Genomic DNA, 26,473 nt, shown 5'->3' with positions numbered 1-26,473 from the left:
TAAGTCCTATTTTTATGTCAAAACTACATTTACATCATTTACAAAGTTCTCGCTCTTTTCGTATCATTTGGCTACTAGAAGAGTTAAATTTAACTTATCAATTAACCACGTATGAGCGTGTCAATGGTCTTGCTCCCAAAGCCCTGCAACAGGTTCACCCAATGGGAAAAGCCCCCATTTTACAAGATGGTGATAAGACATTGATTGAATCTGCCATCATGATTGAATATTTGATTGATAATTATGATGCCAAAGGTGAGCAAAATTCTGAACTCATCGCCCAAATGGTGCTAAATAAACAATTTCGCCCAGATTATGGCACGCCTGCTTATGAAGATTATCGCTATTGGTTGCATTTTACCGAAAGTTCACTCATGCCTTTGTTAATTATTCGGCTTTTGTTTGGCAAAATGATTAAAAAATCACCGATTGGTATCAAACAAGTTGCCAAACTGCTCAAAAAAGGCGTGGACGAATCGTATGTAAATAAAACCCTTGAAGCAGAACTCAATATGTTAGACAAACATTTGTCAAGCAATGATTGGTTGGCAGGTTCGCAGTTTACAGGGGCGGATATTCAGCTTGAATTTGCGATTAATGCAATGAAAACCACACGCCAACTTGAGCCACGTTTTGCCAATATTCATAATTGGTTAAAACGCTGTCATGCTCGTCCTGCTTACCAAAAAGCCATCGCAAAAGCAGGTGAAAATCGGTTTTGATGATGAAGTTTAAAAAAAGCAATCTTGTTAGGATTGCTTTTCTTGTATTATCATCATTTTATTCAACTTTTGCGTGATAATTGCCCATATCATCTTTTGATACATGGACATTGGCAATAAAGTGAGTTGGGTTATCTTCTGTTGCTTCACCCATTACAGCACTTTTGGTCAAAACAACGCCTTGTTTATTGGTGGCGATTTGGACTGTGGCAGTACGTCCATCAGCTCGGTTATAGTTTGCAAGTTTAATTGTATAAGTACCTTCTTGGAGTTTGGTTTTATCGCAACTTGCAAAATAATGTTCTGGACCAAAACCGTGCGTATTATCCACATCAAGATAGCCTGATTTACCTTGCATATTACGATAGAATACTTGCATATTGGGTTCAAATGTGTGTAAATCTACATCACCAGTACCATTCCATGTTAATGTTGTTGTGAAAAAGCCAGAAGATGCTTGAGCCACAGGTTTTTGTAATGTATTAAAAGAAGTATTTACATAATCGGCTATTTTGACAGAGGTTATTAAACTTTTATTTAAATAAATTTCCAATAGTCCATGTCCTAAAAAATCTTTTTTCCCATTCAATCCTGCAGGTCTCAGTAAGAATGTCGGAATTACATCAGTAACTGGTGGAACAGAGCCTACCAATCTTAAACCATTAATCACGTAGTCTTTATCAGCCAATACATGATTTCCATTGAGTGTTGGCGATGCAGGAGCAACATGTATGATATGTACGGAAGATGCGTCCATTTTTGTTCTTGCATATTGATAGGCAGAATTGGCAAATAAATTTCCTTGAGAATGGGCAAAAAATAACACTTTATAACCCTCTAATGCCCATGTGTCAATTCTAGATTGATGTTCCTTATAGTCTTCTAATGTTGGTGGATTACCGAATAGCGTTGTAAGTTTTTGAGCCATCCATACTTTTTGTCTGTCTTTAAAGGCAATAAAAATATCTGTTAGATTTGGTACAGCTTTTTTAATTTTATCTAAAAAAGTACCTTCATCATGTAGAGCTTCAAAAAATAATTCAAATCTACCCTTTAAGGCAATATCTTGCTCAAGTAATCTTTGTTCAAATACTTCTACAAAATCTGAAAAACCGTTTGTTTGATTGTAAAGTAGCTCGTATCTGATAGCTTCACCTTTTGGTGTTGTATTACCATAAAGACGTTTCATTGCTTTTAAATTATTATTTGCTTGTATTTTAGTTGTTTGCACGCCATTAAAAAACCCAAATATGATCCCTTGTGATTGGCAAATATTATTTTCGGGAGCAATATTTTCTGCTTGAGCCACAGTTGTAAATAAAACATTTACAACTAAAACTAATAAAGGTACTGAAATCATATTCTTATTCATAACAAGACTCCTTTTCGTCCATTAAACTACTTACTGTGCCATCCAATGCCTTATCATAGGCTAGATAAGCGAGCAACCTTTCTTTTGTATTGGTTGTTAAAGATTCTAATTCTAAAATAATATCCTCACTAAAGTTAGGGTTATGGTCTGCTAGATAAAAAATGCAACCACTATTTTTATCCATTTCTAAAGAAAGTTTTTTTGCTTCAAGCCGTCTTGTTTCTTCATCAGCTATCATACCGACAGTCAGCGATTTTTGCATGGCTTTTGCCATATTTTCTACTGCTTTTTTTTGTGCAGGGTCTGTATATTTTTTTGCGATATACGCATCAATATCATCACGAATGCCATTATTATTGCTATCTGTGCCTAACAATGTATTGGTTCGGTCAAGATGGTCTTGATTATCCACTTTGTCTTTCTCCTTATCATTGTTTGGTAAGTCCATTGTTGGTGGATTTGGTTCTGTCTGCGGTGGGGATGGATGGTTAGAGTTGCTTTGCGTACAGGCTGTGAGCAAACTAATACTAAGCAAAATAATCATAAAACTTCTCATAAAAACTCCTTTATTATATATTTAGATAAATAAATAGAACTTACGCAAACACAACCGAAGGCGACTTCAACTGCTCTCGCAAATAATTGCTCAGCAAGCCATATTTAACTTGATACAACGTTTGCTTTAATCTTTTAGCCTGTTTGGCTAACTGCACCCAAACAAGCATAGAACAACAAATATGATTACGCCAAATACGAGCTTTACGACACTGATTGTTTTCAATGCCAGTTAATTGCTTGATTTCTCGGTGAAACTGCTCAATCTTCCAACGGATGGCACACACCAGTCGTGTGTCATCTGATGAATCTTGAGTGGTGTCATTGGTGACAATCCAGTCCGTGCGGTTGTCATTGTAGAGCATGATGTCTTTGGTAGCGTACCATGTGTCCATTAGAACATATTTGAATTGAAGTTGTTTGTGTTCAATACTGTGTTTTAGCATGTCCTTTAAATGGTCAAGTTTGCTTTTGCCATCGGTATTTTTGTCATAGATGCGGTAGTCAATGAGCCAATACTGCTGCGTCTTTGGATTGACGTAAATACAGTTAACGATACAGATGCCCTTGATGATGCGATGGGCGTTACCACTATATTGACGGTTAACCAGTTCGATTTTATGGCTGTGATTTTTGTCTAAAATACTGTCGTCAAAGATGAGTATGCCTTCGTCATCTGGTAGGATGTCTTGTTTGACTTTCTCCCATACTAGCTTGGGTATGAGCTTGTCATCTCGAAGATACCGATTAATGCGGTCGTGGCTTATTTCTTCAGGATGATGCTTGGCATAGTGGGTAAGTGTGTAGTTATTTTGGCTTACCAGTAAGTATTGGCAGTAGTCTAGTCGGGTGATGGCTTTTGCTTGCATTCTTTTATGCTACTATATTTTAATCCGCTTACGCAAATTTATTGGTTTTGCGTAAGTCTTAGTTTAATGGCTTTGCCATGCTGGTCTTTGGTCGGGTGGCTGAGCCAATCTTTGGCTCTGTGGCATTTTTGTGCTTGTTTGTTTTATCTGCCATCGGTGGCAATCTGTTAAGCAGTTATGTGACTTGGCATCAAGTACTGCATGAAAGGCAAGCAATCGGTGTGATGGCAGGTGCATCTGGTGGCATCATGGGAATTGGTGCATCACTGTTGATACTGGCACTGTTTAAGATAAAGATAAATGGTGTTCAGCTTAATCCAAAGTCCTTAGGGTGGATAATGGCGATAAATCTGCTGTATGGCTTTGTTGTGCCTGGTATTGATAATGCTGGTCATATTGGTGGGGCATTGACAGGCATGGTATTGGCTTTGTTGGTGGGATTAACATGGCGAACATCACTCGGTCTGCAACGCTTTGGCTTTGCGTCGGGCGTGCTGGCATTGTCGGTAGGATTTGTGTGGGGCTGGTGGACATTGCACCAAAACATATTGGCAGTGATTTAAAATTAGGTTATTAGTCGTGTTTTGATTTTTATCTTTTATGGCGGTTTGGGGGTGTGTTGTGATAACAGAACATCTGGTCGATATGTCTCGATTGCAGTTTGCGGTAACGGCGTTATACCATTTTTTGTTTGTACCATTGACCTTAGGTATGGTGTGGATGTTGGTCATCATGGAATCGGTGTATGTGATGACAGGCAAGACGATTTGGAAAGACATGACCCAATACTGGGGCAAGTTATTTGGGATTAACTTTGCACTTGGGGTAACCACAGGCATTACCATGGAGTTTCAATTTGGCACTAACTGGGCGTATTATTCGCATTATGTGGGCGATGTTTTTGGAGCACCACTTGCCATTGAAGGCTTGATGGCATTTTTCTTAGAATCCACGATGGCGGGGTTATTTTTCTTTGGTTGGGATAAGCTGTCTCGCACTCAACATCTGTTAGTAACGATATTGATGGCATTGGGAACAAACCTATCTGCCTTATGGATTTTAGTTGCCAACGGCTGGATGCAAAACCCTGTGGGGGCAGAGTTTAATTATCTGACCATGCGTATGGAAATGGTGAATTTCTTTGATGTCATATTCAATCCTGATGCCCAAAATAAGTTTGTGCATACAGTGTCAGCAGGCTACACCGCTGGGGCAATGTTTGTATTATCTATCTCAGCATTATATCTACTCAAACAACGAGACGTGGAATTTGCCAAACGCAGTTTTCAGGTGGCAGCAGCGTTTGGCTTTGCGTCAATTTGTAGTGTGATTGTGTTGGGAGATGAATCTGGCTATTCGATTGGTCTGGCACAACAGACCAAAATCGCCACCATGGAAGCTGTGTGGCACACTGAGCCTGCCCCTGCTAATTTTAACTTAATTGCCAAAATTAATGAAAAAAAACAAACCAACGATTGGGCGGTACAAATCCCTTATGTCATGGGCATCATTGGCACACGTTCATTAGACAAGCCCATTCTTGGCATTAAAGAAATTAAAGAAATCAACAAAGAACGCATCATCAATGGGCAACATGCGGTGGGTCTACTTGAGCAGTTGCGACAAAATCCCAATGATGCCTCTTTGGTCTTAGAATTTGAGCAAGTTAAAGATGACTTGGGCTTTGGTCTGTTGCTCAAAAAATACACCAAAGATGTCAGCACTGCCACGCCTGAGATGATAACCAAAGCCACCGAAGATACCATTCCTAGAGTATTGCCCATGTTTTGGGCTTTTCGCATCATGGTAGGCTTGGGCTTTTTAATGCTGATATTGTTTGGCATTTGCCTGTGGCATACCGTTAAGGGTAAATTCACCGAAAATAAATGGCTACTAAGATGGGCAGTTTTGATGTTACCTGCCCCTTGGATTGCCATTGAAGTGGGTTGGTTTGTTGCTGAATATGGGCGACAACCGTGGACGATATATGGCATGTTGCCCACACATTTTTCTGTGTCCAATATCAGCGTAACCAATGTGTATCTGTCGCTGGCAGGTTTTGTGCTGTTTTATACGTTTTTGTTGATTGTGGAGATGTATTTAATGATTAAATACGTCAAAAAAGGTCCTGCCAGCTTAGGCACAGGGCGTTATGATGGGGAAGACAAGCCTGCTGTTAACTCAGCTTTTAACCCAGTCAATACATTGAATAAGCAGGAGACCGACCATGCTGTTTGATTATGAAACGTTAAAAATCATCTGGTGGCTACTCATCGGTGTGTTGCTCATTGGCTTTGCGATTATGGACGGTCATGACATGGGGGTATGTGGTTTGTTGCCGTTTGTGGGTAAAAACGATGAAGAACGACGTGTCATCATCAACACCATTGGGGCACATTGGGAAGGCAATCAAGTGTGGTTTATCACAGGGGGTGGGGCGATATTTGCCGCTTGGCCGTTGGTATATGCAACAGCGTTTAGTGGTTTTTATTGGGCATTAATGGCGGCGCTGTGGGCGTTGTTTTTTCGCCCTGTGGGCTTTAAATACCGAAGCATGATTGCCAATGCCAGATGGCGACAATGTTGGGATTGGGCATTGTTTGTGGGGTCATTTGTGCCTGCGGTGATTTTCGGGGTGGCGTTTGGTAATTTGTTTTTGGGTGTGCCATTTGAGTTTGATAACAGCTTGGTGTCTAAATACTCTGGCACTTTTTTTGCCTTGCTTAATCCATTTGCCCTGCTGTGTGGTTTGGTGAGTGCCAGTATGCTTATCATGCAAGGTGGTGTGTATCTGGCTCACCGTACTGTTGGTGATATTCAAGCTCGTGCCATTCGCCATACCCAATTGTCTGCTGTGGTCATGGTGATGCTGTTTGTGCTAGCAGGGGTATGGGTTCGTTCACTTGATGGTTATGTTATCGTCTCTGTGATAGATGGCAACGCATTACCCAATCCATTAGATAAAACGGTCATGACTCAAACAGGGGCATGGCTACATAACTTTATGACCTACCCACAAACATGGACATTCCCAATGCTGGGTGTGGTGATGCCATTGATAAGCATGATTTTATTAAGACTTAAACATACATTAACTGCATTCATTGCCTCTAGTCTGGCGGTACTTGGGGTAATCATGACCGCTGGGGTGGCACTGTTCCCCTTTATCATGCCGTCATCCAGCCAGCCCAATGCCAGCTTAACCGTGTGGGACAGTGTGTCTAGTCATCTCACCTTAATGGTGATGCTGTATGTAACCGTATTGCTACTGCCCCTTGTGATGATGTACACCAGCTGGGCATATGCGGTGATGCGTGGTAAGGTTACTAAAGCGTATATACGAGAACAAGAACATACGCTGTATTAGAGCGTATTCCATTAAAACGCATTCCCAATACCTTACCTACCCAATAAAAATAAAGACAAACGGAACGATTAACCAGCACTTGCAAACCCATCTAAAAATATCCATAATTTAATAAAATAGATGGGTTATTAGCCAATGCACTTGGAGACAATCATGTGGTATTTTGCTTGGATTTTGGGGCTAGGATTTGCGGTATTACTTGCCATCTTAAATGCGTTATGGTTAGAAAATGAGCAAGGGCGAGTAAAAGCCTTTAGCCGAAAACCCAAACATAAAGCAGAAAAAGACCTTGCTCCTGAAGAAAATTAAAAAACCGCCCAAACCAACGGATAAATGAACAAACAAATCATTGACATTCTTTGTGCAAAGTACTGGTAATTAACCGCCGTTTTTTATATAGACAACGACAGACTTTTTTATTAACCTTGATTTTTTATTACCCTTTTGGAGCATGACATGGCCAAACCCACCAGCGAAATCTTACCTTTGCCTGATTTTTCCGTGCCAATGGTACGCAAATTTGATGATAACTTCATCACCGATGACATCAGCCTTGCTGACTGGTCAAAAAATAGCCGTAAGGGGTTGGTTTTGTACTTTTACCCTAAAGACAACACCCCCGGTTGTTCCACACAAGCCACTGATTTTACCGACATGCAACACCAATTTGACAAATTAGGTTATGACGTGATTGGCGTGTCTTGTGATGGCATCGACTCACACAAAAATTTCATCGATAAAAAAAACCTACAAATCGCCCTTATCAGCGATGAAGATGAAAAACTGTGCCAGTACTTTGACGTTATCCGTGAAAAAAACACCTACGGTAAAAAAACAATCGGTTTGGTACGTTCAACCTTTGTCTATGATGCCAATGGCAATCTGACCCACGCCCAACGCAATCTAAAAGCAACGGGACACGCCGAGCGCCTTTATAAGACATTGGCACAAAATAAGACATTGGCACAAACCTAACATCGCACACTTTAGGACATGTCCCCAAGAGGGCTGACGCATCACACACCATGCGTCAGTTCCACACATCAGTCTTAAATATCAGCCCTTACTTAACCATCAGTAACGCTTAAACATCAGTAGCAACCATCTTATTTAAAACATCATCATTCATCATGGTAATCCATATGACCAACTCCCAAAAAAATGGCTCAAACAGTCCAAACAACAGCCATAACCCAAACAACAGCCATAATACAAACAACAATCATACCAACACCGCCACTCGCCATGTTGAGATTGCCATCATCGGAGCAGGAACAGCAGGCAATTCAGCTTATCGACAACTGCGTGAGCAGACCGACAGCATCGTCATCATCAATGAAGGCTATTGGACAACCACTTGTGCCACGGTTGGTTGTATGCCCAGCAAGCTGTTAATCGCTGCTGCTAAGCGAGCTTATTACGCCAAACAGTCAAACGAATTTGGGGTGATTGCTGATGTTAAAATTGATGGTAAAACGGTGATGCAACGAGTACAAAAAGAGCGAGACCGTTTTGCTCAATTTGTCCAAGACAACGTGAATGGCTGGGATAACCATCACAAAATCAATGGTCATGCCAGTATTGATGCCAATGGTTTGATACGGGTTAATGATGAGCGTATCCAAGCTGAACGCATTATCATTGCCACAGGGTCAACACCGTTTGTTCCTGATGGTTGGCAAGAGAGTTTGGGTGAACGTCTACTAACTTCTGATGGTGTGTTTGAGCTGTCCGATTTGCCAAAATCACTGGCAGTGGTCGGTGCTGGTGCGATTGGCTTGGAGTTGGCACAAGCCTTTCATCGTTTGGGGGTAACGGTACGCTTATTTAACCGCACTGACAACTTGGGCGGCCTACAGGATAATAAAGTCAATGCCAAAGCGATTGCGTGTCTGAGCAAAGAGCTGAACATGGCATTAAATAGCGACATTCAAGCCGTCAAGCTCATTGATGAACAAGAACAAAAACAGGTACAGATTGATTACACTGACACCAACGGCGACCAACAGCAATTCACTTGTGACTATCTATTGGCAGCCACAGGGCGACGCAATCAGCTGTCAAATCTGGGCATAGAACATTTAGGCGTAGAACTGGACGATAAAGGACGACCCAAACAACACAACAAACTGACAGGACAAATTGCCAACTTACCTGTTTATGTCATCGGTGATGCCAATGGCTATCTGCCATTGTTACATGTGGCATCTACCGAAGGCTATATGGCAGGGCTACAAATCAAGGCAGACATCAACAAAGAAAAGAATGATGGTGATAATTTGGCAAAACAAAAAGACACCATCAGCAAACTTGATACCCCCATCTCCATTGTCTTTAGTGAACCACAAATCGCCCAACTGGGCAAATCACTGTCAGAAATAGAAGATGAAAATCTGGCGTATGTGGTCAGTGAAGTCAGCTTTAATAATCAAGGGCGTAGCCGTGTTATGGGTGTAAACTGTGGGTTACTTCGGCTGTATGTGTGCAAAAAAAGTGATTGTGTGTTGGGAGCAAGCATGGTCGCCCCTGATGCAGAATACATCGCCCACCTGCTCACTTATGCCATTAACCATGATTTGAGTTTATATAGCCTACTGAATACGCCATTTTATCACCCAACCATTTTAGAGGGCTTACGCACCGCTTTAAGAGAGGCACAAGCTCAGATGCAGCTGCCGTATTTTGATAACCCATCAGCTTCGGATTAGTCGGTTGCCGTCATGGAATCGGTTAAGGATTTTTTTGCTCATATTTTAATCGACCTACATGATAGCCTTTATTTGGCAATTGGTGGGTCATTAGAAGAAGAAACCCGAGACTGGACATCTCGAGGGGTTGAACTTGCCAGTACAGGCATCAAAATCTTAATTCTCTTATCCATTTTGTGCTTTACTTATTGGTTGTCTATTTATATTCTCAAACACAATCGCCAACGTCTACATCTCAATCATAAAAACTACCGACTTATCCGTTCTGTTTTACGCTACTTTTGGGTAACTGCTGGTATCATAGGCATCATGAGCCAAATGACCATCACCCCAAGCACCATTAAAGCCACTGCCAAGGCCAGCATTTGGGCAGGCATCTATTATATGTTATGGGCAAGCTCAGGGCAGGTCATTAACAAAATCTTACGGCATTATGGGCTAAATGCATCGATTGAACAGTTACTTAAAAATGTCTTTTCTGTGTTGATTGTGGTCATGGGCGTTGCCAGTATCATGGCACAGTTCGGCTTTGACATCGTCTCACTGGTGGCAGGTTTGGGGATTGTGGGTTTGGCAGTGGGCTTTGCCGCTCAATCTACGCTTGCCAACTTCATTGCAGGCATGACCATTTTGGTTGAGCAATCTTTTCAAGTGGGTGACTGGATACACATTAACAACAAAGAAGGGCGTGTGGTGCTGATTTCTTTACGTACCACGCACATTCTTACTCGTGATAACATGACCATCATTTTACCCAATGCCACCGTTGCGTCTTCTGAAGTTACCAACCTAACGTCCAAAAACTTTATTCGCTTTGACATCAAAGTACGCATTGCCTTTGAAGCAGACATGGACAACGCCAAAGCGGTGATTGCCAAGGTATTAGAAGACAGCGACAGCATACTCAAACGCCCCGAACCGAGCATTACAGTAGCAGAAGTGGCAGATTTCGGGGTGTATTTTATCGTTCGTTTTTGGGTCACACCTGCCCACGTTGCTAAAATACCAGCCATTAAAGAAGACCTACAAGAAACTATCAAAAAGGCATTAGACACCGCTGGCATCAGCACGCCCTATCCGCATATGCGTCTGATACGTTAAATCATTTAATAAACAACCATCAAATCCCCACTGACTTATTAGACAAGCCATTTAAATTATCTGATGAGTTAGATGCCTTATTGGCTATTGGTTTAGATAATCAAAATTACAGCATTAACTTAACCAAACGTATTGCTCAGATAAATCCTGATGTGCAGATACAGATTGTCAGTGATGTGAGTACATTGGACAACCAAACTCAAAGCGACATCAAAGCAGGTGGTATGTATTATCCTAAAACCAATAAGATAATCATCAATCCCAGTACTCAAGATTGGCAAGGCAGATTATTAGAATTAATTAATCATAAACTGGTACACAGCATTACGGCTGATGTGATTGCTAATGGTTTGTCAAATCAAGCCAAGGAAAAAATTAAAGCATTCAATGAAATACTGTGGAATGTCTTACATGACTTAGATAGTCAAAATGAAGTGCATCAAATACTTCAGGACAGATTGTCTTATGCCATGTATTCTAATGATGAATTCTTTTCAGTGCTGATATCTGAAAAAGATGTACGTAACTTACTAAGCCAAGACACTTTAAATCAAATAGGCAGTCTTTTTAGAGAACTGTTTATAGGAGATGACAATGACACAACCAATCAGAGAACTGACTCGTCAGGAGATACTGGAAAATCACAAGGAAATGACAGTACAGAAGTTTATGCAACTTCCAGTAGAACAGCGTCAGATGTTCAAAGGGATAGTCAACCAAATCAACCAAGCCAAGACAGTCGCAGAAGTAGTCAATCTGTATCGTCAAGTACATCAACAGAGCAAACAGTCTTAGATACCAATCAAAGAGATAAGGAGCTTGTCAATGGTCGCAACAACGCAAGAGATGCTCATGTCCAAGAAAGAGACATATCTCAAACTGTATCAAACGGAGTTGACACCAGAGCAACAAAGACAGTTTCAACAAATTCCACAGCAATTACGGCAAGCAACAACTCTGTCAGAAGCCAACAAAACAGTCAAGCCAATGATACAGGTTCTGATACACAACAGGAGCGAAATGGTACAAACCCAACACCAAAACAATACACCATTTTAGCCATCAACGAATTTGTCAATAAACTCAATACCCCCAAACCATTAAAAGACTTCTATAAGTTATTGGTTAAGCAGGTTAGCAGTCATAACAAAGACTTAAGATTTGTCATGGATAACATGGGGGACAGACATCATGGTAAATATGACAACACCAATACCATCACCTTAAATACTCAGGTATTTAACAATGATGCCATCAATGACACAGATAAACTCACTGCCATTAATCATGAGCTTATCCATGCTTTAACAGAGACTGGATTAGCCAAAGGGGGTAAAGCGGTAGATGATTTACAACACATGTATGCTCAGCTTAAAGCCAAAGATAAAGGCATTTATGCAGTACAGCTAGAGACCTTTCATGAGTTCATTGCTTATGGCATGACAGATAAGGCATTTGCTGAGTTTATTACCCAAGAGTTGGACATTAAGGCATTGGGGATACCTGCTAAAAAAGGTAGGTTAAATCAGTTCTTAACCGCTGTCTTTTCTATGTTTGGTTTACATAAAAGCAGTAACTATAAGACCTTTGCCAGTCTTGTGGAACAAGTCATGCAGGTTGAGTATGATAAGGACATTGTTGATGGACAAACCAAGTATGGTCAAAGTGCCATAAAAGACATTCAAGCCAATATCAAACGTGGCACTAAAGCCATGAATGATGTTTTATTGACTAAAGCAGATGTGCATCGTGCCATGTATCGCAATGACATTGGTTGGATTGACTTTGTGTGGGGTGATACAGGCATCATCAAGACCAATGGTAAAACCAAAGGAGCTAAAGGCATCAGTCATATCATAGAAGCAAGAATGCGTAAGGATAAGATGAGTTATGCTGATGTGGTTAAGATGCTTACTCAAGATGTGATGAATATCATTGCTAAAGGAAGTACTTATTTAGCAACAGAGAATATGGTACAACTAAGGCATGATGGCTATGAAGTTATGATGAAAAAATCCACAGGAAGTAATGCTTGGATTATCACCGCATATGAATTATTTGAAGATGGTACTGGCAAGGGTGATGGCAAAACCAGTCCTACGCACAATCAATCCTATTCCGCTCGTACTGATGTGGGAGCTTCAAATAAAGTATCAGATGATGAACAAGGAGTAGGATTTGATACTTCCAAGTCTACGCACACTAAGCCTACAATGACACGTCTTAATGTGGGAGCATCTGATAAAGACAGTCTAATCCAAGACACACAAGAATTCAACCAACCAAGGTATTCCACCCTACCTAAAACCACCACAGAGCTACTTAAGGGGTTGGATAAAGGCAAGGTATCAGATGGTTTTAATACCCACTTAGATGAGCTTATACAGCGTGTGGTGAGTGATTATGAAGCGTCTGATACCAATAGAGAGCAGACAGCATCAAACATGCCTTAAATCACACCACAGGAGCAATCAAAGCAGGGTATCAATTAAGCGATAAAGAAGCCCATACTATCCAAGTATTAACCCCCATCATACAAGCTTACATCAAACAACATGCAGGGCATTTGAGTGTCTCTGAATTGTATGACATTTATCATGAGTTGTCTGACACATTAACGGTCAAAGACTTTATTGCCAATTATGACCAAGCCAGTCAAGCAGAAAAGCAACATGCTAAAAACTTAAAAGATTATGTCTTTGCCAATAAGGGTAAGAATGACACTAAGTTCTTAGTAAGGTTTGTTGGTTTGTCTGTGGCAAGTGAGCAGTTTAGCCAAATCATCAACAAACCAAGGGTAAAAAGACACGTCAATCAAGACAGTTGGTTTGATGCTGTTATGGGGGTGGCTGAAAGCATTTGGTCTTGGTTTACAGGATTGGCACAAAGAACCAAACGTGGGCATGTCAATGTGCAAGTGGCAGGGTTGTTAAATAACTTACAGCGTGTGGATAACAAGGTTAGAAACCAAAAAGACAACGTGATAGATAAGACTTGGCAATTAGCAGGTAACCCTGTGAGTCATGCCAATGATAAGTTAGCTCAAGGCATCAGACACGCTTATGTTAAATTGGATTTACAAAACAGTCAGTATGATGTTTTAAGGCGAATGGCAAAGGCATCTGATGTGGCAGTGAATTTGGACAAATACACTCAAGGAGCTGTGGATAGCTTTAGTGAACGCAAACCCAACAGTAAGTTGAATGTGGTGGCTGAGACACTCAATGAAGTGGCTCAAGGGGGTAAGTTATATGATGCGGTTGAGAAGTTATCAAGCTTAAGTACGGTTGCTCAAGGAGTACGTAAAGAGACTGACCACATGACCCAAAAGCTGTTAATGGAGCAGTTTACAGAAACGCTTAGCCAAAAGCAAAGACAACACATCACTCAAGCCATCTTAAAGACAGACATGGGAGCATTGTTAAATCATTTAACCATCAGTCAAGTACAGGCATTGATTGTCAATGATGCTAAGCGTCAAGATAAGATAAAAGAGCTTGAAAACAGATTAAGCCAACACATCAATGGCAATGACATGGTGATGCAAAGTAAGATACTTGGGGCATACATGGCAAGAGAGATTACCCCACGGCATCTGTTAAAGAATGCTCAATCCATTGCCATTGGTTTAGGCACAAAGCATCAGACAGACTTAGACAACATGGACATGGCTGTGTTTCAAGACGTGGACATTCTTAGCAGTTTGTATGCGTTGGAGTACACAGATAAGAACGTGTTAGATGGGGTAAAACAACTGTTTGAAAGTGAAAATAAAGGCATGAAGTATTTGCTTAAACAGCATCAGCAGATGGTGAATCAATCCAAAGCTGACTTTACTTTTAACATTCATAACTATGCCAAAGGATACACCCCACAGATATATAACCCTTATCGTAACTTTGAGTTTGTTTCACAAGATGATGCTGATTATGCTCATAAGATTCATGAGTTACAGTTAGATGGGTATGAGATTGTCAGCCAAGAATTGTCCCAAGATGAATTAGACACCACAGGAGCAAGGACGTTATTGCTTAACCGTAACTTTAAACGGCAAAAGTATGTTTCAGGGGCATTGGACATGTATGACAGTCATTCAAGGGGAACAGTGATTTATGATGACACCAGTCCACAAGAGCTATCAAGAGTGGCTAAAACCAATGCTCAAGCAAGACAGAAGCGTAATCAAGACATCTCTTATAAAGACTTTAATCCTTTAAATGAACCCAGTAGCATGGTGATTAACTTTGGGGTAGATGGACGCATCTTAGATTATCATTATGAGATGACAGGAGTGGTACGGGACAGTTTGTTAGAGCGTGATAATGATGTCTTTACCTTAATGGGTAAATGGTCAGGGGACTTGGCTTATAAGCCTGAAGTCAAAGAAAACCAACGCACCATCATAGAAACCTTGCATGAAGATTATATGACCAATTATGCCAGTGAACCCCATCAGTTCATTGCCTTAGACCCAAACAGTGATGACCCTAAGGTGATGCAACAATGGCGTATGTTGCCTTATGAAGCACGTGAAAGAGCCAAGGAGTTGTATGGGGGTGGGCAACCCATCATGGTGAGAGATGATTTGTATAACATGGTGTTTGGTTTTAGAAGTCATTCCATCAAAGACATGTTTGATAAGTTAGCAGGTGAGCGTAATGCTTTTGAAAAAGTCGTTGTGGGCATTTCACAGTTTTTATTGGGGGGAGAAAAAGCCAAGTACAGATTGTATAAAGCAGAGCAATGGGTACAAGAGATTGAAAAGCGGATTAAGTCATTCATTGTGATTAGAAATTATGATGTGTTAATAGGCAACATCATGACCAATAATCTGCTGTTGTTATTACGTGGGGTTAAACCCACTCAGCTCATCTCAGGGTATGTGTCTGCATGGCGTAATGGCAACAGATACGTCAAATTGCACAATCAATTAACCCAAATCAATCTTAGAATTGCCAATGGTGAAAAGGGATTAAGCCAAAAACGCAATGCTTTGTTAAAAGAGCTTGAGAATAACCCAACTCATAAATACATGCAGGTTGGGTTAAAAAGCACCATTGTTGATGATGTGGACTTACAAAATCAAAGTAATAAATATAGAACAGACCTTGAGAAACAAGTAGACAGGGTATATGACCTATTGCCCAAGCCAATAAAAGTTGGGGTGGATTGGTTGTTTATGTCAGAGAACACGCCTTTGCATGAGCTGATGGCAGATGCCACTCAGTTTAGTGATTTTGCAGCCAAGTTTGTGTTGGCAGAGCATTTACAAAAACAAGGCATGGGGTTTGATGATGCGGTGAGTGAAGCTCAAGAAGCGTTTATTAACTTTGATATACCCACCAGTAAAGCCATAGATTATGCCAATAGAATAGAGTGGGTATTTTACGCTTTACTAAGTTTGTATTCCGTATCCAAAAATACTTACATAAGACATTACGTGATAGACCTGCTCAATTAGTAGCCAGTACGTTAATGACGGAGTATTTGGACACTCAAGGGGTGATAGATGCGTCTGTGTTATTACGCTTAGGGGGTAATCCAATGCAAGCGAGTATTTTAGATGGGTGGGATGCGTTTAGAAACATCAGTACGGTGGATTTTATTTGGTAGTATGTGGTGGGGCTGGAGAGACTCGAACTCTCACACCTTGCGGCGCTGGAACCTAAATCCAGTGCGTCTACCAATTCCGCCACAGCCCCTAATGGTTTTGCGTGTTAGTGGTTGGCTATTATAGCCATTTAAAACGATTTAGCAAGCATTTTTTTTATTTTTTTTATTTTAATGGCTTTGATTGATGACTGTCATCAGCCTGACAACTTAAAAAAGTGATGATATGTGGTGATTATGCGTGTTTTGTCAGAATTTAAACAGAATTGCCATACAATATGGCTATAAAATGGTGATAAACCATTCTTCCTAATCTGTTAAACTGAGACAATTTTGGCTTAAGTCTAGATGATACATACCAAATGACATATACCAAATGACATATATTAGGTTTAAAAATGATTAGGTTTAACAATATTCGCTTTAAAACATTCACTTTAAAATATTCGCTTTAAAACAATATTCGCTTTAAAAAGGTAACTTTGTTATGACACAAAAAATTCCAACCATTTATCAAGGTTCTCAATGGTTACTAAGCATCGCCAGCATCACCATTGTGGGTATTTTGGTGGCACAAGGTCATCAAACTGCCATTGCCAAACCCACCAGTAACTTTAACATCACGCCTGAACAACGGTTGACCGCCAGACAAGTGGCAACATTACTTGACCGCAGTCATTATTTAAATCAACCTCTTGATAAAGAAATGGGGCAAAAGATGCTATCTATGTATTTAGACACGCTTGACCCCAGTCGCACGTTGTTTTTGCAGTCAGATATTAACGAGTTTAAGCGAAAGTACAACGATGATTATGCCATTCGTTTAAAGCAAGGTGATTTGTCTGCTGGTGTGGCAATTTTTGAGCGATATCTTGACCGTTCGATTGAGTATTATGATTTTGCACAGCAGTTTTTATCCAAAGATAACATCAATCTAAAAACCAAAGACAGCATCATATTAGACAGAGAAAAGGCAGAACGCTTTAATAGTGTCAAAGAGCAACAAAACTACTGGCAACGCAAACTGATTTTTGACTTGATTAGCATCACCTTAGGACAAGAAGAAGAAAAAGCCAAGGAGAAAATCTATGTCGATAATCCTGACATTGCCCTAGGACAAGATTTGTTGCGTAATGATGCGCGCACACCAAAACAAATCATGCAACAACGAATGCAACGACAATTGGGGCAACTAAAGCGTTTAAAAGATGATGAAATCATGCAGACCATTTTGGATTCAGCGGCATTAACCTATGACCCACACAGTAATTATTACGCCCCCATTCAAGCCACCGAACTACAAATTCAATCTAATTTGCAACTAGAAGGCATTGGCGTGTCCATTCGTCCAGACCGAAAAAATCCTGACTATACTCGCATCGTTACTTTAGTGGAAGGTGGGCCTGCGGCAAAAACTGGTCAAGTCAAGCCCAATGATGTGATTTTGAGTGTGGCAGGCGATGGTAAAAACATGCAAGATGTGGTGGGTTGGTCAACCCGTGAAGTGGTGGCTCTTATCCGTGGTAAGCGTGGCACGCCCGTTACGTTAAAGCTTAAGCAAGCAGGCAGTCCAGACTCTTCTGCTCGTCTTGTTACCATTGAGCGAGATGTCATCAAACAAGAAGACAGTGGTGTCAATCACCGTGTCATTACCATGTCACATAATGGCAAAGACCAACGTATTGGGGTGCTTGAGATTCCCAGTTTTTATCTAAACTATCAAGCTCGCCGTCATGGCATGGAATACCGCAGTGTCAGCATTGATACCGAAAATGCCATTAAAGCCCTTAAAAAACAACACATTGATGGTTTGGTGGTGGACTTACGCAACAATCCAGGGGGGTCTTTAGATGAAGTTGCCAACATGCTTGATTTATTCATTAAAAAAGGACCCATGGTACAAATCCGTGACAATCAAGGCAATGTGCAGGTCTATACCGACCGTGATGATGGCGAACAGCTGTATGATGGCGACATGGTGGTGATTACCAACTTAGCATCAGCGTCTGCCAGTGAGATTTTTGCCGCTGCCATTCAAGATTATGGGCGTGGCTTGGTGGTTGGCAGTACGACCACAGGCAAAGGCTCAGCCCAAATTCAGCTGGACAATCTGGCGTTAGGCAGTGCCACCTTAACTCAACGAAAATTTTATCGCATCACAGGTGGCAGTACGCAAAATAAAGGGGTTGTGCCTGATGTGGCGTTGGTCAATATCTTTGATGGGGCAACTTTTGGTGAACGCTCACAAAAGTATGCCCTAAAATGGGACACCATTAAGACCGCACCATTTAAGCCTGAAGGCAAGTTCACCAGCGACACCCTTGCCACTTTAAACCAACAGTCCAAAATACGCCAACAGAGCAACCCACAATTTGTGTATCTGTCTAAAATCAATGCCATTCGCAACATGGAAGATGATAAAAAACCCATCAAACTTGATATTGATGACCGCCGTAACCACATGAAAGAAGTGGAGCAAAAAACCTTGGCTGCTGAAAATGCCCGACGCAAAGCCACAGGACAAAAACCTTATGCCAGCTGGGACATGTATCAAGCAGCGATGGATGCTAAGTTTGAAGAGCTTAGCCGTATGAAAGAAAAAGAGCGCCCCAAAGAGCCTGAGAGCGAAGTTTATGTATTGGAAGCGGCTCAGTTGATGCTAGATGCCAGTAACGCTCAGAACAATCCTTAACGTCATTGCTCTTGAACGTCATTGTTCTTTAATGTCATTGTTCTTTAATGTCATTGTTGTTGTTCCATGGTGTTGTTGTTCCATGGTCATCTTGTAAGCATATGCTTACAATCATTGACGATTTATGCGTCTATGATGACAGGGTAAAATTTGCGATTATGGTCACACGGCACAGACACATGGAATAGCCACACGGTGCAAAGGAATGCTCTCAAGGCAAGGAATGACCGTTAAAAAACGTGATGGACGTGGTGATGTTGTGCTGTTAAACCAATAAGGGTTAAGCTTGGTTCTACCAAGCCCAATTCAAGGAAGCAAGCCCAATTTAAGGAAGAATGAACAAGGAAGACAATAACGGTCAAGGAACATGATGCTCACCCCCATGAGCGTTAAGACCACCCCAAAGCCCAAAAATCACCAAGGAATGGTGATTTAAACTAAGGACAGTTTGTAACAAACTCGCATGACCTGCCCTGTCATGTGGGTTTGTTGCGTTTATTTTTCAGATGATTCATTTAAGTTTACGATTGCCAAACCAATGCTGACAATAAGATTACCATTCAAACAACAGCCATTTAGTGCGATAGCGATGCCAAATACACACACATATCCACCAAACGGTTGGCATAACCCCACTCATTATCATACCAAGCAAATACCTTTATCATATCCCCCACTTGCATGGTCTGTAGGGCATCAACAATCAATGATTGAGGCTGATGAAAAAAATCACTGGATACCAACGGTGCATCACTGTAACCCATGATACCTGATAGTTTATCAAGGCTGGCTGATTTTAGTGTTTGGTTAATTTTATCTGGTGTGCTTATTTGTGCCAGCTGAAAAGTAACATCAATGGCGGCCACATCAATGGTGGGTACACGGATAGAATGTCCGTTGATTTTGCCCACCATATAAGGCAATACTCGCTCAGTAGCGGCAAGGCTGCTGGACGTGGTCGGTATGATATTAAACCCTGATGCCCTAGCCCGTCTCAGATCACGATGGGCTTGGTCTAAGACATTTTGGTCAGCGGTAAGTGCATGGATTTCAGTCATCATGACCGCTGTTACACCATAAGCTTGGTGCAAAGTGTCAATCAATGGCACTAAGGCTTGTGTGGTGCAAGATACGCTGGATATGATGGGCAGTTGACGGGTTAAAATCATCTCATTGATGCCCATGACCACACTGGCATCGACATCATCAAAGGGGGCAGCACCTACGATAACTTGTGTTGCCCCTGCTTGTCGATGCAAGTTGGCATCAGCGTAAGAACGGAATTGTCCTGTACATTCAAGCACCACATCAACCCCCAACTGTTGCCAAGGCAACTCTTTTGGGCTGGCGTGTTGCAACAGTGGGATATCAATGATGTTCACAATGCCATGAGCATGGTTAAACTGCCTATGTTGTTTGTCCAGTTTTTGTAGGTGTAAGTTGCCTGTTTTGCTTAGACTGGCATGTATGCCTTGTTGGCTTAGCCGTCCATGCGTGCTGTCAAATTTGAGTAAATGCAGTTTGGTGTTGGCATCTGCCAAGTCATTGATGGCAACCAACTCCAATGGACAACTGGCATCGTCGGTTGATAGCAGTTGTCGCTCCAACAAGGCACGCAGTACATTTCTCCCAATACGACCAAAACCATTGATGGCGATTTTTAAGGGTGGCTGTTTGGGGTATGAATGAGTCATGATGATGGCAATTTATGGTTTAAATGACTTATGGTTTAAAGATTAGAGCCAAACGAATGTCATTATAAGACACACGTTCGTGCAACCTGTCAAAAATGGGCTTTAGTTTGATGTTACCTTGTTGGTCAAAATCATTGGGATCATTGATGGCCATAATGGCATCATAGGCTTGATAAACGTCTGTAACCAACTTATCGTTTGGTCTTAGGTGTTCACAAGGGAAGTTGGGGTCTTCTTCTTTGATGGCTTGCAGATGACGCATGATGGTGGCTTGTGCCAGCTTTCGTTCTTGAGCTGTCTCGGCAATGGTTAGGCTCTGGGCAAGCAGACGTTTGGTGATGTCAATGGTGCTGTCGGTGATGACGCTTTGATTACTCAGATGCTCTTTTTTCTGCTGTTGTTGCTTTTTTTGTTCTTGTTTTTTTTGATGGTCAGCAATGACGGCTGAGTCATTTGTGCCACCACACTGTATGACAAAGTTTTGATGTGCTTGGGTAATGGCATCTTTATCCAGTTCATCATAGGTGGCTTGCACTTCTGCTGACAGCTCTAAAAACCGCTTATCTGCCCCACGAGCCAAAGGGTCAAGATTAAGACTGGTTTGGTTAAAACCAAGCAATTTTAACCCAGACAAATCGGTTAAGCGAGACAGTGCCACATAGCCTTGCCCTAACTCAAAGGTATTGCGAAGGTCAATTTCTGCGGCATCTAAAGTCATGCCTTGCGATTTATGCACGGTAATTGCCCAAGCTAAGCTCAATGGCACTTGCCAATAGGTGGCAAGGGGCAGTCCAATTTCATCTTCTACCACCCATTGCTCTGGGGTGGCGATGACTTCTCGTCCTGTATTTAGGCGTATCACAGGATATTTGGTTTTGATTATTTTTTCATCATCTTTTGTATCATCATCTTTTGCATCATCTTCGGTCTGCTTAGCCAGTTCATCATTGGGTTTGCTGGTCAGACTTTCGGTTAAGGAAGCATCAGTTTGAGAAGCGTCGTGCTTAGGCATGGGCTCATTTTTATCGTTGGTGGTTACAAATTTTACCACCTCACCCATCGTACCATTACACACCGATAAATCAGGAATGTTTTTCACAAACATCACTTTTGCCCCAATTTTTAAGGTCAGCTCATCTGGGGTACGGACGCTTTTTTTGAGCATGTCTATCAGCTTAGGGTCGCCATTTGCCATCGCATGATAGACTTGCGCCTCTCCAGTCAGATGGCTAAGTTGCGTGTCATTGATGCTATTGACATTGACATTATGGGTATATAGACGGGTACGGATTTGACCAATGTGGTTGTGCTGACTGTCATGTAATACTTCGATGGCATCGTGAGTAACCGACGCTTGACGGATTTGGTTTAAAATGTCATTTAAACTCAGTGAATTTGACGTGTTTTTTTGTTGGCGATGCTGTTCGGTCAAATAGCAAACATGCAGTTGTGCTTCCAGCCATGCCTTGGACATAAAGGCGAATTTATCTCGGTTGCTCTCACCTCGCTCACCCACTGGTGGTAACTGAAAAAAATCGCCAGATAACACCACCTGAATACCACCAAATGCCTTGTCATTATTTCGCACCACTTTTAGCACTTGGTTAATCAAATCCAGCTGTTTGGCATGCAACATGGATATTTCGTCAATGATAAGCACTTGCGTTTGTTCCAGCCGTTCTTTTAGGGATTTTTTGCTTTTAAGCTGGCTTATTTGCTTATCTTCCATGGTCATGCGAATGCCAATGCCCGACCAGCTATGAATGGTTGTGCCATTCATGTGGGTGGCTGCAATGCCTGTACTGGCAGTGATGGCAACAGGCACTTGTCGAGCTTGTAGATAATGGATATATTGGTTCAGCGTGTAAGTTTTGCCAGCCCCTGCCGATCCTGTCAAAAAGACATTATGTCCAGTTTTTAAAATATCTAGGGCAGTGCTTTGTTTCATAAGGCAGGCTTAATTAATAAAAACATGAATAAAAATATTGGGTAAAAATTGGGGCAAATCATCGCCAATATAGTACCCATGCTTCTGTTGTACCAACATTGGGGTCACTGTTGATTTTGTCTTTTAGAGCAATGGCGGCTATTTTGCCACGTTCAGGACCGACCATGACTCGCACACCACGGCTGGTCTGGCTGGTACTGACTTGATAACCTGCTTTTTTAAATTTGGCTGCCACTTCATCGGCTCGTTGTTGATTGCTTGCTAACGCCACTTGTACGCCAAAGTTGCCTTTAGCATCTGTTTCTTTGACGGTCTGACGGGCTTCTTTTAGCTTTTGTTGCGATGCTCGTTTGGCCTCGGCAGATTTTTGTGCCAGCAGTTCTTGCTGGCGTTTTTCCTGTTTTTCTTGTTCGGCTTTCAGCTGTTTTTCTCGCTGGGCTTTTTGTTTGGCAAGCTCTTTGGCTTTTTCGGCTTCTTTGGCTTCACGCTCTAAACGGGCGATTTGTTTGCCTGATGGAATGATTAATTGTTGCCCCAAAGTCAGCTCAGCATCGGTTGCCAATTTATTCATAGTGGCTAAGGCTTCTAGGCTAACGTTATATTGCCGTGCCAACCTTATCAAGCCATCACCCCGTTTGACTGTGTGGTTAATGGGGCTTTTTGGCGGAGCTTTGTTGGCTTGGGTGTTGTTGGCTTGGGTATTTTGTGTTGTTTCGTTGGCGTTATTGGTTGCTTGTGACGCACTGGCTTGTTGTTGATTTTTGGCAGGGGGCTGTTTGGGAGCTTGACGTGCGGTTACCACAGGGCGGCTGATGTTGTCTTGTTCTGCCGTGGTTAGGTTGTCAGCTGGTTCAGTGCCATTGTCGGTTTTGGCTTTATTTTTGGCGGCATAAATTTCACTTTCAGCACGAGCTTTGGCTAAGGCAACATCGACAGCCTTTTGGTTTTCTTCCAAAAAGACTTGCGTTCGCCTTTCTTGTTCTTTGACATTGGCAATGCGTTGCTGTTGTTTTTTTGCCAGTATCTGTTTTTCGGTTTCAATATCGGTGGTCAAAGGCTCAACCATCAAATCGCTTTCGATACTTTGGCTTGAATTTTGGCTTGAACCTTGATGATGCTGATTACTTTTCACATCATTGCTTTGCACATCACTCATCTGTACAGAGTTTGCGGTGATGTCAGTGGTTTGAGCGGTATTGTCATTGACTTTTTGCACCATGGCATATAGCATGACACTACCACCGATGAATAGCACCGCCCCTAAAATGCCCTGTCGTGATAAGCTCATGCCCACTCTCCCCTAATACACACCCATGACTTAAATTTGTTTGCCAATTTTACTACATATCCTACCCCATGCAAACCGCTTAAAGTGCAAACTGCTTCAATGGCTTTCATGCTCCTAAATAGCCCAAACTCTCAGCAATGGTATGAAAAGACCCACACACCAATATCAGCTCATCAGCGGTACTGTCCGCTTGTACTGCTTGGGTGGCACTTGCCATGTCATCATAGATATGATAATGCTCGCTTGCTAAGTGTTGGCTAAGCACTTGCTGCAATGTCTCGGCTGAGGCAGCTCTGGCATGGTTGATAACTCCCACATACCATTTGACAATGGGCAAATTTGCCTGTTGAAGATGCGTAACCACCTTATCAATGTCCTTATCCACCAACATCGAAAATAATAAGCGTATTTGCCCCTTATTGGCATCAGTGGTTTGAACGGTTGGCAACGTTCGTACCATACTTGGTAATCGCTGTTGTAACTGCTCTAATAAAAAATTGATGCCTTCTTGGTTATGTGCCACATCAAATAGCCATTGTCGTCCTCCAATATGACGCAAATCAAATCGACCCGGCATACGCACCTGTGGCATCGCCATACGAACATGCTCATCGCTAATGCTCAAACCGCTTGCCAGCACCGCACTGATGGCATTAGTAACATTGACCAAAGATAAGCTGGGATATGGTAAGTTTAACGTGATGGCAGGATTGCTGTATTGCCACTGTTGACCACAAGTTAGCTTGTTAGCACCCATATCAGCATCACGTTGATAAAAACCATAATCCCGCCCTGCCTGATAAACAGTGACGTCCAACTGCTCGATTTGCTTAGCAACTGATGCTGGCATGTCTGCTTCACCATAAATAAGCGTCATGCCTTGTCGTAAAATGCCTGCTTTTTCATAACCGATGGACTCACGGTTATCGCCCAACCAGTCCACATGGTCAATACCAACATTAGTAATGACTGCCACGTCGGCATCTATCAAATTGACCACATCTAAGCGACCACCCAAGCCCACTTCCAATACCCAAACATCACAATTGGCATTAGCAAAAATCAACAACGCCGCCAACGTGGTCATTTCAAAAAATGACAAACTGACCTGACACGCCAAGCGAGCTTCTTCTACTCGTTTAAAGGCATCAATTAACCATTCATCACTCACTGATTGCCCATCAATGCGTACCCGCTCATTAAACTTAAGCAAATGTGGTGATTGATACAGAGCAGTTTTGTGGCCTGCTTGTTGGCAAATTTGAGCAATGGTGGCCGTGGTAGAGCCTTTTCCATTCGTCCCTGCAACCATAAAAACATGAGCAGTGATTTGCTGATTGGCACTGTCGCCATCTCTGTTGTTACCCCATGCGGTGATGCCCAACATGTCGGCAACGGGACGCACTCTTGACAGCCCCATGTCTATCGCCGATATGTGAATGCCATGGATATAAGTCAGCCAGTCATCAAGTGTCTGAAACGTGGCAGGATTCAGTGAGACGTTGGGCTGGTCATTGTCAAAAGAACTTAAAGATGGCATGAACGGTAACTTCACTATCAATAAAACACCAATTATATAACCAAATACTGGCAAAATCGAGATGGCAAAATGCCAAAAGGCAACACCATTAACATGTAACAATGTGATGTAACACCATTAACATGCGATGTTAAAAGTTAACATGCAAGTAAGTTAATGGGTTAGCTTTGCCAATAATCGATGCACGGTGTCTTTGAGCTGATGGCGATGCACCACTTGGTCGATTACCCCATTCTCAAGCAAAAATTCTGCTCGCTGGAATGGCTCATCTAGCTGTTCACGCACGGTCTGCTCAATGACACGCTTGCCAGCAAAACCAATCATTGCTTTTGGTTCAGCCAGATGAATATCACCAAGCATGGCAAGGCTTGCAGTCACGCCACCATACACAGGATTGGTCAGCACCACCAAATATGGCACGCCTGCTTGTTTTAGCCGTTCTATGGCAGCAGCGGTACGTGCCATTTGCATCAATGACAACAACCCTTCTTGCATTCTAGCACCACCTGAAGCAGCAAAACACACCAACGGCAAGCGATTGCTAAGAGCAGTCTGGGCCGCCAACACAAATCGGTCTCCCACCACCGATCCCATAGAGCCACCCATAAAAGCAAAGTCAAACGCACAAGCAACCATTGGCAAATCCTTAACATGCCCTTGCATCACCACTAAGGCTTCTGACTCATCTGTCTTTTCTTGGGCTTGGGCTAACCGCTCAGGATAGGGCTTGCTATCACTAAAGCCCAATGGGTCAGTGGTGCTAAAGTCTTGCCCAAGCTCACCTGTCACATCATCAAAAAACCACATCAAGCGGTCACGAGCCGTGAATGTCAAATGGTGATCACAATGTGGACACACAAAGTCATTAAAACGTAAAGCGGTGTTGGTTATCATGCTATGACAGTGACTGCATTGGGTTGACGGCTCGGTCTCCACAGCAGTCAATGCGATGACATTATGATAATCCACGCTGGGGACAGGACGGTCTAACCACACAGACATGGTAT

20 protein-coding genes and 1 tRNA gene are annotated in these 26,473 nt (G+C 42.1%); 12 read left to right on the top strand and 9 right to left on the bottom strand.

Translation table 11 applies throughout. From position 1 onward, the window contains the following. Positions 1–14 precede the first annotated feature (14 nt). A complete protein-coding gene (locus WDM69_RS02110; RefSeq protein ID WP_338755589.1) occupies positions 15–722 on the top strand; it encodes a glutathione S-transferase in 708 nt (235 codons plus the stop codon). Between the two features lie 58 nt (positions 723–780). Here the strand turns inward: WDM69_RS02110 and WDM69_RS02105 are convergent, their stop codons facing one another. From WDM69_RS02105 to WDM69_RS02095, 3 genes are read right to left on the bottom strand one after another with little or no spacing between them, the layout of a single operon-like run. Continuing rightward, the gene (locus WDM69_RS02105) at positions 781–2,094 is read right to left on the bottom strand and encodes a hypothetical protein (RefSeq protein WP_338755588.1); all 1,314 of its coding nucleotides are present in this window, start codon (positions 2,092–2,094) and stop codon (positions 781–783) included. Further along, positions 2,087–2,650 (bottom strand): hypothetical protein, encoded by a 564-nt coding sequence (locus tag WDM69_RS02100; RefSeq protein WP_338755587.1) that lies wholly within the window; start codon positions 2,648–2,650, stop codon positions 2,087–2,089. Before WDM69_RS02100 ends, WDM69_RS02105 begins: the two co-directional genes overlap by 8 nt. Positions 2,651–2,690: 40 nt before the next feature. Continuing rightward, positions 2,691–3,518 (bottom strand): transposase, encoded by an 828-nt coding sequence (locus WDM69_RS02095; RefSeq protein WP_338755586.1) that lies wholly within the window; start codon positions 3,516–3,518, stop codon positions 2,691–2,693. 77 nt (positions 3,519–3,595) lie between these two features. Here WDM69_RS02095 and WDM69_RS02090 point away from each other — a divergent pair, with 77 nt between their 5' ends. The 10 genes from WDM69_RS02090 to WDM69_RS02045 all read left to right on the top strand — a co-directional run bounded on the left by WDM69_RS02090 (position 3,596) and on the right by WDM69_RS02045 (position 16,307). Next, complete coding sequence (locus WDM69_RS02090; protein ID WP_338755585.1) at positions 3,596–4,081, top strand: rhomboid family intramembrane serine protease; 486 nt, start codon at positions 3,596–3,598, stop codon at positions 4,079–4,081. A 58-nt stretch (positions 4,082–4,139) separates the two neighbouring features. Continuing rightward, positions 4,140–5,756, top strand: coding sequence for a cytochrome ubiquinol oxidase subunit I (locus WDM69_RS02085; protein WP_338755584.1), 1,617 nt, complete (start codon positions 4,140–4,142; stop codon positions 5,754–5,756). Further along, a complete protein-coding gene (gene cydB, locus WDM69_RS02080; protein WP_338755853.1) occupies positions 5,749–6,885 on the top strand; it encodes a cytochrome d ubiquinol oxidase subunit II in 1,137 nt (378 codons plus the stop codon). The genes WDM69_RS02085 and cydB overlap by 8 nt, the downstream gene beginning before the upstream one ends. Positions 6,886–7,038: 153 nt before the next feature. Next, the gene (gene cydX, locus WDM69_RS02075; RefSeq protein ID WP_078307541.1) at positions 7,039–7,194 is read left to right on the top strand and encodes a cytochrome bd-I oxidase subunit CydX; all 156 of its coding nucleotides are present in this window, start codon (positions 7,039–7,041) and stop codon (positions 7,192–7,194) included. A gap of 147 nt (positions 7,195–7,341) precedes the next feature. Further along, positions 7,342–7,860 carry a peroxiredoxin gene (locus WDM69_RS02070; RefSeq protein ID WP_078307539.1) on the top strand — a complete coding sequence of 173 codons (519 nt, stop codon included), beginning with the start codon at positions 7,342–7,344 and terminating at the stop codon, positions 7,858–7,860. A gap of 167 nt (positions 7,861–8,027) precedes the next feature. Then, the gene (locus tag WDM69_RS02065) at positions 8,028–9,593 is read left to right on the top strand and encodes a dihydrolipoyl dehydrogenase (RefSeq protein WP_078307537.1); all 1,566 of its coding nucleotides are present in this window, start codon (positions 8,028–8,030) and stop codon (positions 9,591–9,593) included. A gap of 12 nt (positions 9,594–9,605) precedes the next feature. Then, positions 9,606–10,694: a mechanosensitive ion channel family protein gene (locus WDM69_RS02060; protein ID WP_078307535.1), complete on the top strand. Its 1,089-nt coding sequence runs from the start codon at positions 9,606–9,608 to the stop codon at positions 10,692–10,694. An 80-nt stretch (positions 10,695–10,774) separates the two neighbouring features. Next, the gene (locus WDM69_RS02055; protein WP_338755583.1) at positions 10,775–13,147 is read left to right on the top strand and encodes a hypothetical protein; all 2,373 of its coding nucleotides are present in this window, start codon (positions 10,775–10,777) and stop codon (positions 13,145–13,147) included. 113 nt (positions 13,148–13,260) lie between these two features. Continuing rightward, positions 13,261–16,155 carry a hypothetical protein gene (locus WDM69_RS02050; RefSeq protein WP_338755582.1) on the top strand — a complete coding sequence of 965 codons (2,895 nt, stop codon included), beginning with the start codon at positions 13,261–13,263 and terminating at the stop codon, positions 16,153–16,155. 14 nt (positions 16,156–16,169) lie between these two features. After that, positions 16,170–16,307: a hypothetical protein gene (locus WDM69_RS02045; protein ID WP_338755581.1), complete on the top strand. Its 138-nt coding sequence runs from the start codon at positions 16,170–16,172 to the stop codon at positions 16,305–16,307. 4 nt (positions 16,308–16,311) lie between these two features. Here WDM69_RS02045 and WDM69_RS02040 read toward each other — a convergent pair. Further along, positions 16,312–16,396 (bottom strand) — tRNA-Leu (locus WDM69_RS02040). A 395-nt stretch (positions 16,397–16,791) separates the two neighbouring features. On the opposite strand from WDM69_RS02040, the gene WDM69_RS02035 reads away from it, so the two are divergent. Continuing rightward, a complete protein-coding gene (locus WDM69_RS02035; protein ID WP_078307531.1) occupies positions 16,792–18,996 on the top strand; it encodes a carboxy terminal-processing peptidase in 2,205 nt (734 codons plus the stop codon). A gap of 575 nt (positions 18,997–19,571) precedes the next feature. Here WDM69_RS02035 and WDM69_RS02030 read toward each other — a convergent pair. The 5 genes from WDM69_RS02030 to accD all read right to left on the bottom strand — a co-directional run bounded on the left by WDM69_RS02030 (position 19,572) and on the right by accD (position 26,468). Then, complete coding sequence (locus tag WDM69_RS02030; protein WP_078307529.1) at positions 19,572–20,690, bottom strand: type I glyceraldehyde-3-phosphate dehydrogenase; 1,119 nt, start codon at positions 20,688–20,690, stop codon at positions 19,572–19,574. Positions 20,691–20,718: 28 nt separating this feature from the next. Then, positions 20,719–22,638 carry an AAA family ATPase gene (locus WDM69_RS02025; protein WP_338755580.1) on the bottom strand — a complete coding sequence of 640 codons (1,920 nt, stop codon included), beginning with the start codon at positions 22,636–22,638 and terminating at the stop codon, positions 20,719–20,721. Positions 22,639–22,696: 58 nt separating this feature from the next. Next, a complete protein-coding gene (locus tag WDM69_RS02020) occupies positions 22,697–23,926 on the bottom strand; it encodes a LysM peptidoglycan-binding domain-containing protein (RefSeq protein WP_338755579.1) in 1,230 nt (409 codons plus the stop codon). 106 nt (positions 23,927–24,032) lie between these two features. Next, positions 24,033–25,466 carry a bifunctional folylpolyglutamate synthase/dihydrofolate synthase gene (locus tag WDM69_RS02015; RefSeq protein ID WP_338755578.1) on the bottom strand — a complete coding sequence of 478 codons (1,434 nt, stop codon included), beginning with the start codon at positions 25,464–25,466 and terminating at the stop codon, positions 24,033–24,035. A gap of 153 nt (positions 25,467–25,619) precedes the next feature. After that, positions 25,620–26,468 carry an acetyl-CoA carboxylase, carboxyltransferase subunit beta gene (gene accD, locus WDM69_RS02010; protein ID WP_338755852.1) on the bottom strand — a complete coding sequence of 283 codons (849 nt, stop codon included), beginning with the start codon at positions 26,466–26,468 and terminating at the stop codon, positions 25,620–25,622. Between the last annotated feature and the right edge of the window lie 5 nt (positions 26,469–26,473).

The sequence above is a fragment of the Lwoffella lincolnii genome, assembly GCF_037201985.1.
Lineage (GTDB): Bacteria > Pseudomonadota > Gammaproteobacteria > Pseudomonadales > Moraxellaceae > Psychrobacter > Psychrobacter lincolnii.
This window is presented reverse-complemented; position numbering and strand designations above follow the sequence as displayed.

Bases quoted from the DNA above. Each gene is read 5' to 3' on its own strand.
- WDM69_RS02110 (WP_338755589.1), top strand. From the start codon at position 15: ATGTCAAAACTACATTTACATCATTTACAAAGTTCTCGCTCTTTTCGT.
- WDM69_RS02105 (WP_338755588.1), bottom strand. From the start codon at position 2,094: ATGAATAAGAATATGATTTCAGTACCTTTATTAGTTTTAGTTGTAAAT.
- WDM69_RS02100 (WP_338755587.1), bottom strand. From the start codon at position 2,650: ATGAGAAGTTTTATGATTATTTTGCTTAGTATTAGTTTGCTCACAGCC.
- WDM69_RS02095 (WP_338755586.1), bottom strand. From the start codon at position 3,518: ATGCAAGCAAAAGCCATCACCCGACTAGACTACTGCCAATACTTACTG.
- WDM69_RS02090 (WP_338755585.1), top strand. From the start codon at position 3,596: ATGCTGGTCTTTGGTCGGGTGGCTGAGCCAATCTTTGGCTCTGTGGCA.
- cydX (WP_078307541.1), top strand. From the start codon at position 7,039: ATGTGGTATTTTGCTTGGATTTTGGGGCTAGGATTTGCGGTATTACTT.
- WDM69_RS02070 (WP_078307539.1), top strand. From the start codon at position 7,342: ATGGCCAAACCCACCAGCGAAATCTTACCTTTGCCTGATTTTTCCGTG.
- WDM69_RS02065 (WP_078307537.1), top strand. From the start codon at position 8,028: ATGACCAACTCCCAAAAAAATGGCTCAAACAGTCCAAACAACAGCCAT.
- WDM69_RS02060 (WP_078307535.1), top strand. From the start codon at position 9,606: ATGGAATCGGTTAAGGATTTTTTTGCTCATATTTTAATCGACCTACAT.
- WDM69_RS02045 (WP_338755581.1), top strand. From the start codon at position 16,170: ATGACGGAGTATTTGGACACTCAAGGGGTGATAGATGCGTCTGTGTTA.
- WDM69_RS02035 (WP_078307531.1), top strand. From the start codon at position 16,792: ATGACACAAAAAATTCCAACCATTTATCAAGGTTCTCAATGGTTACTA.
- WDM69_RS02030 (WP_078307529.1), bottom strand. From the start codon at position 20,690: ATGACTCATTCATACCCCAAACAGCCACCCTTAAAAATCGCCATCAAT.
- WDM69_RS02025 (WP_338755580.1), bottom strand. From the start codon at position 22,638: ATGAAACAAAGCACTGCCCTAGATATTTTAAAAACTGGACATAATGTC.
- WDM69_RS02020 (WP_338755579.1), bottom strand. From the start codon at position 23,926: ATGAGCTTATCACGACAGGGCATTTTAGGGGCGGTGCTATTCATCGGT.
- WDM69_RS02015 (WP_338755578.1), bottom strand. From the start codon at position 25,466: ATGCCATCTTTAAGTTCTTTTGACAATGACCAGCCCAACGTCTCACTG.
- accD (WP_338755852.1), bottom strand. From the start codon at position 26,468: ATGTCTGTGTGGTTAGACCGTCCTGTCCCCAGCGTGGATTATCATAAT.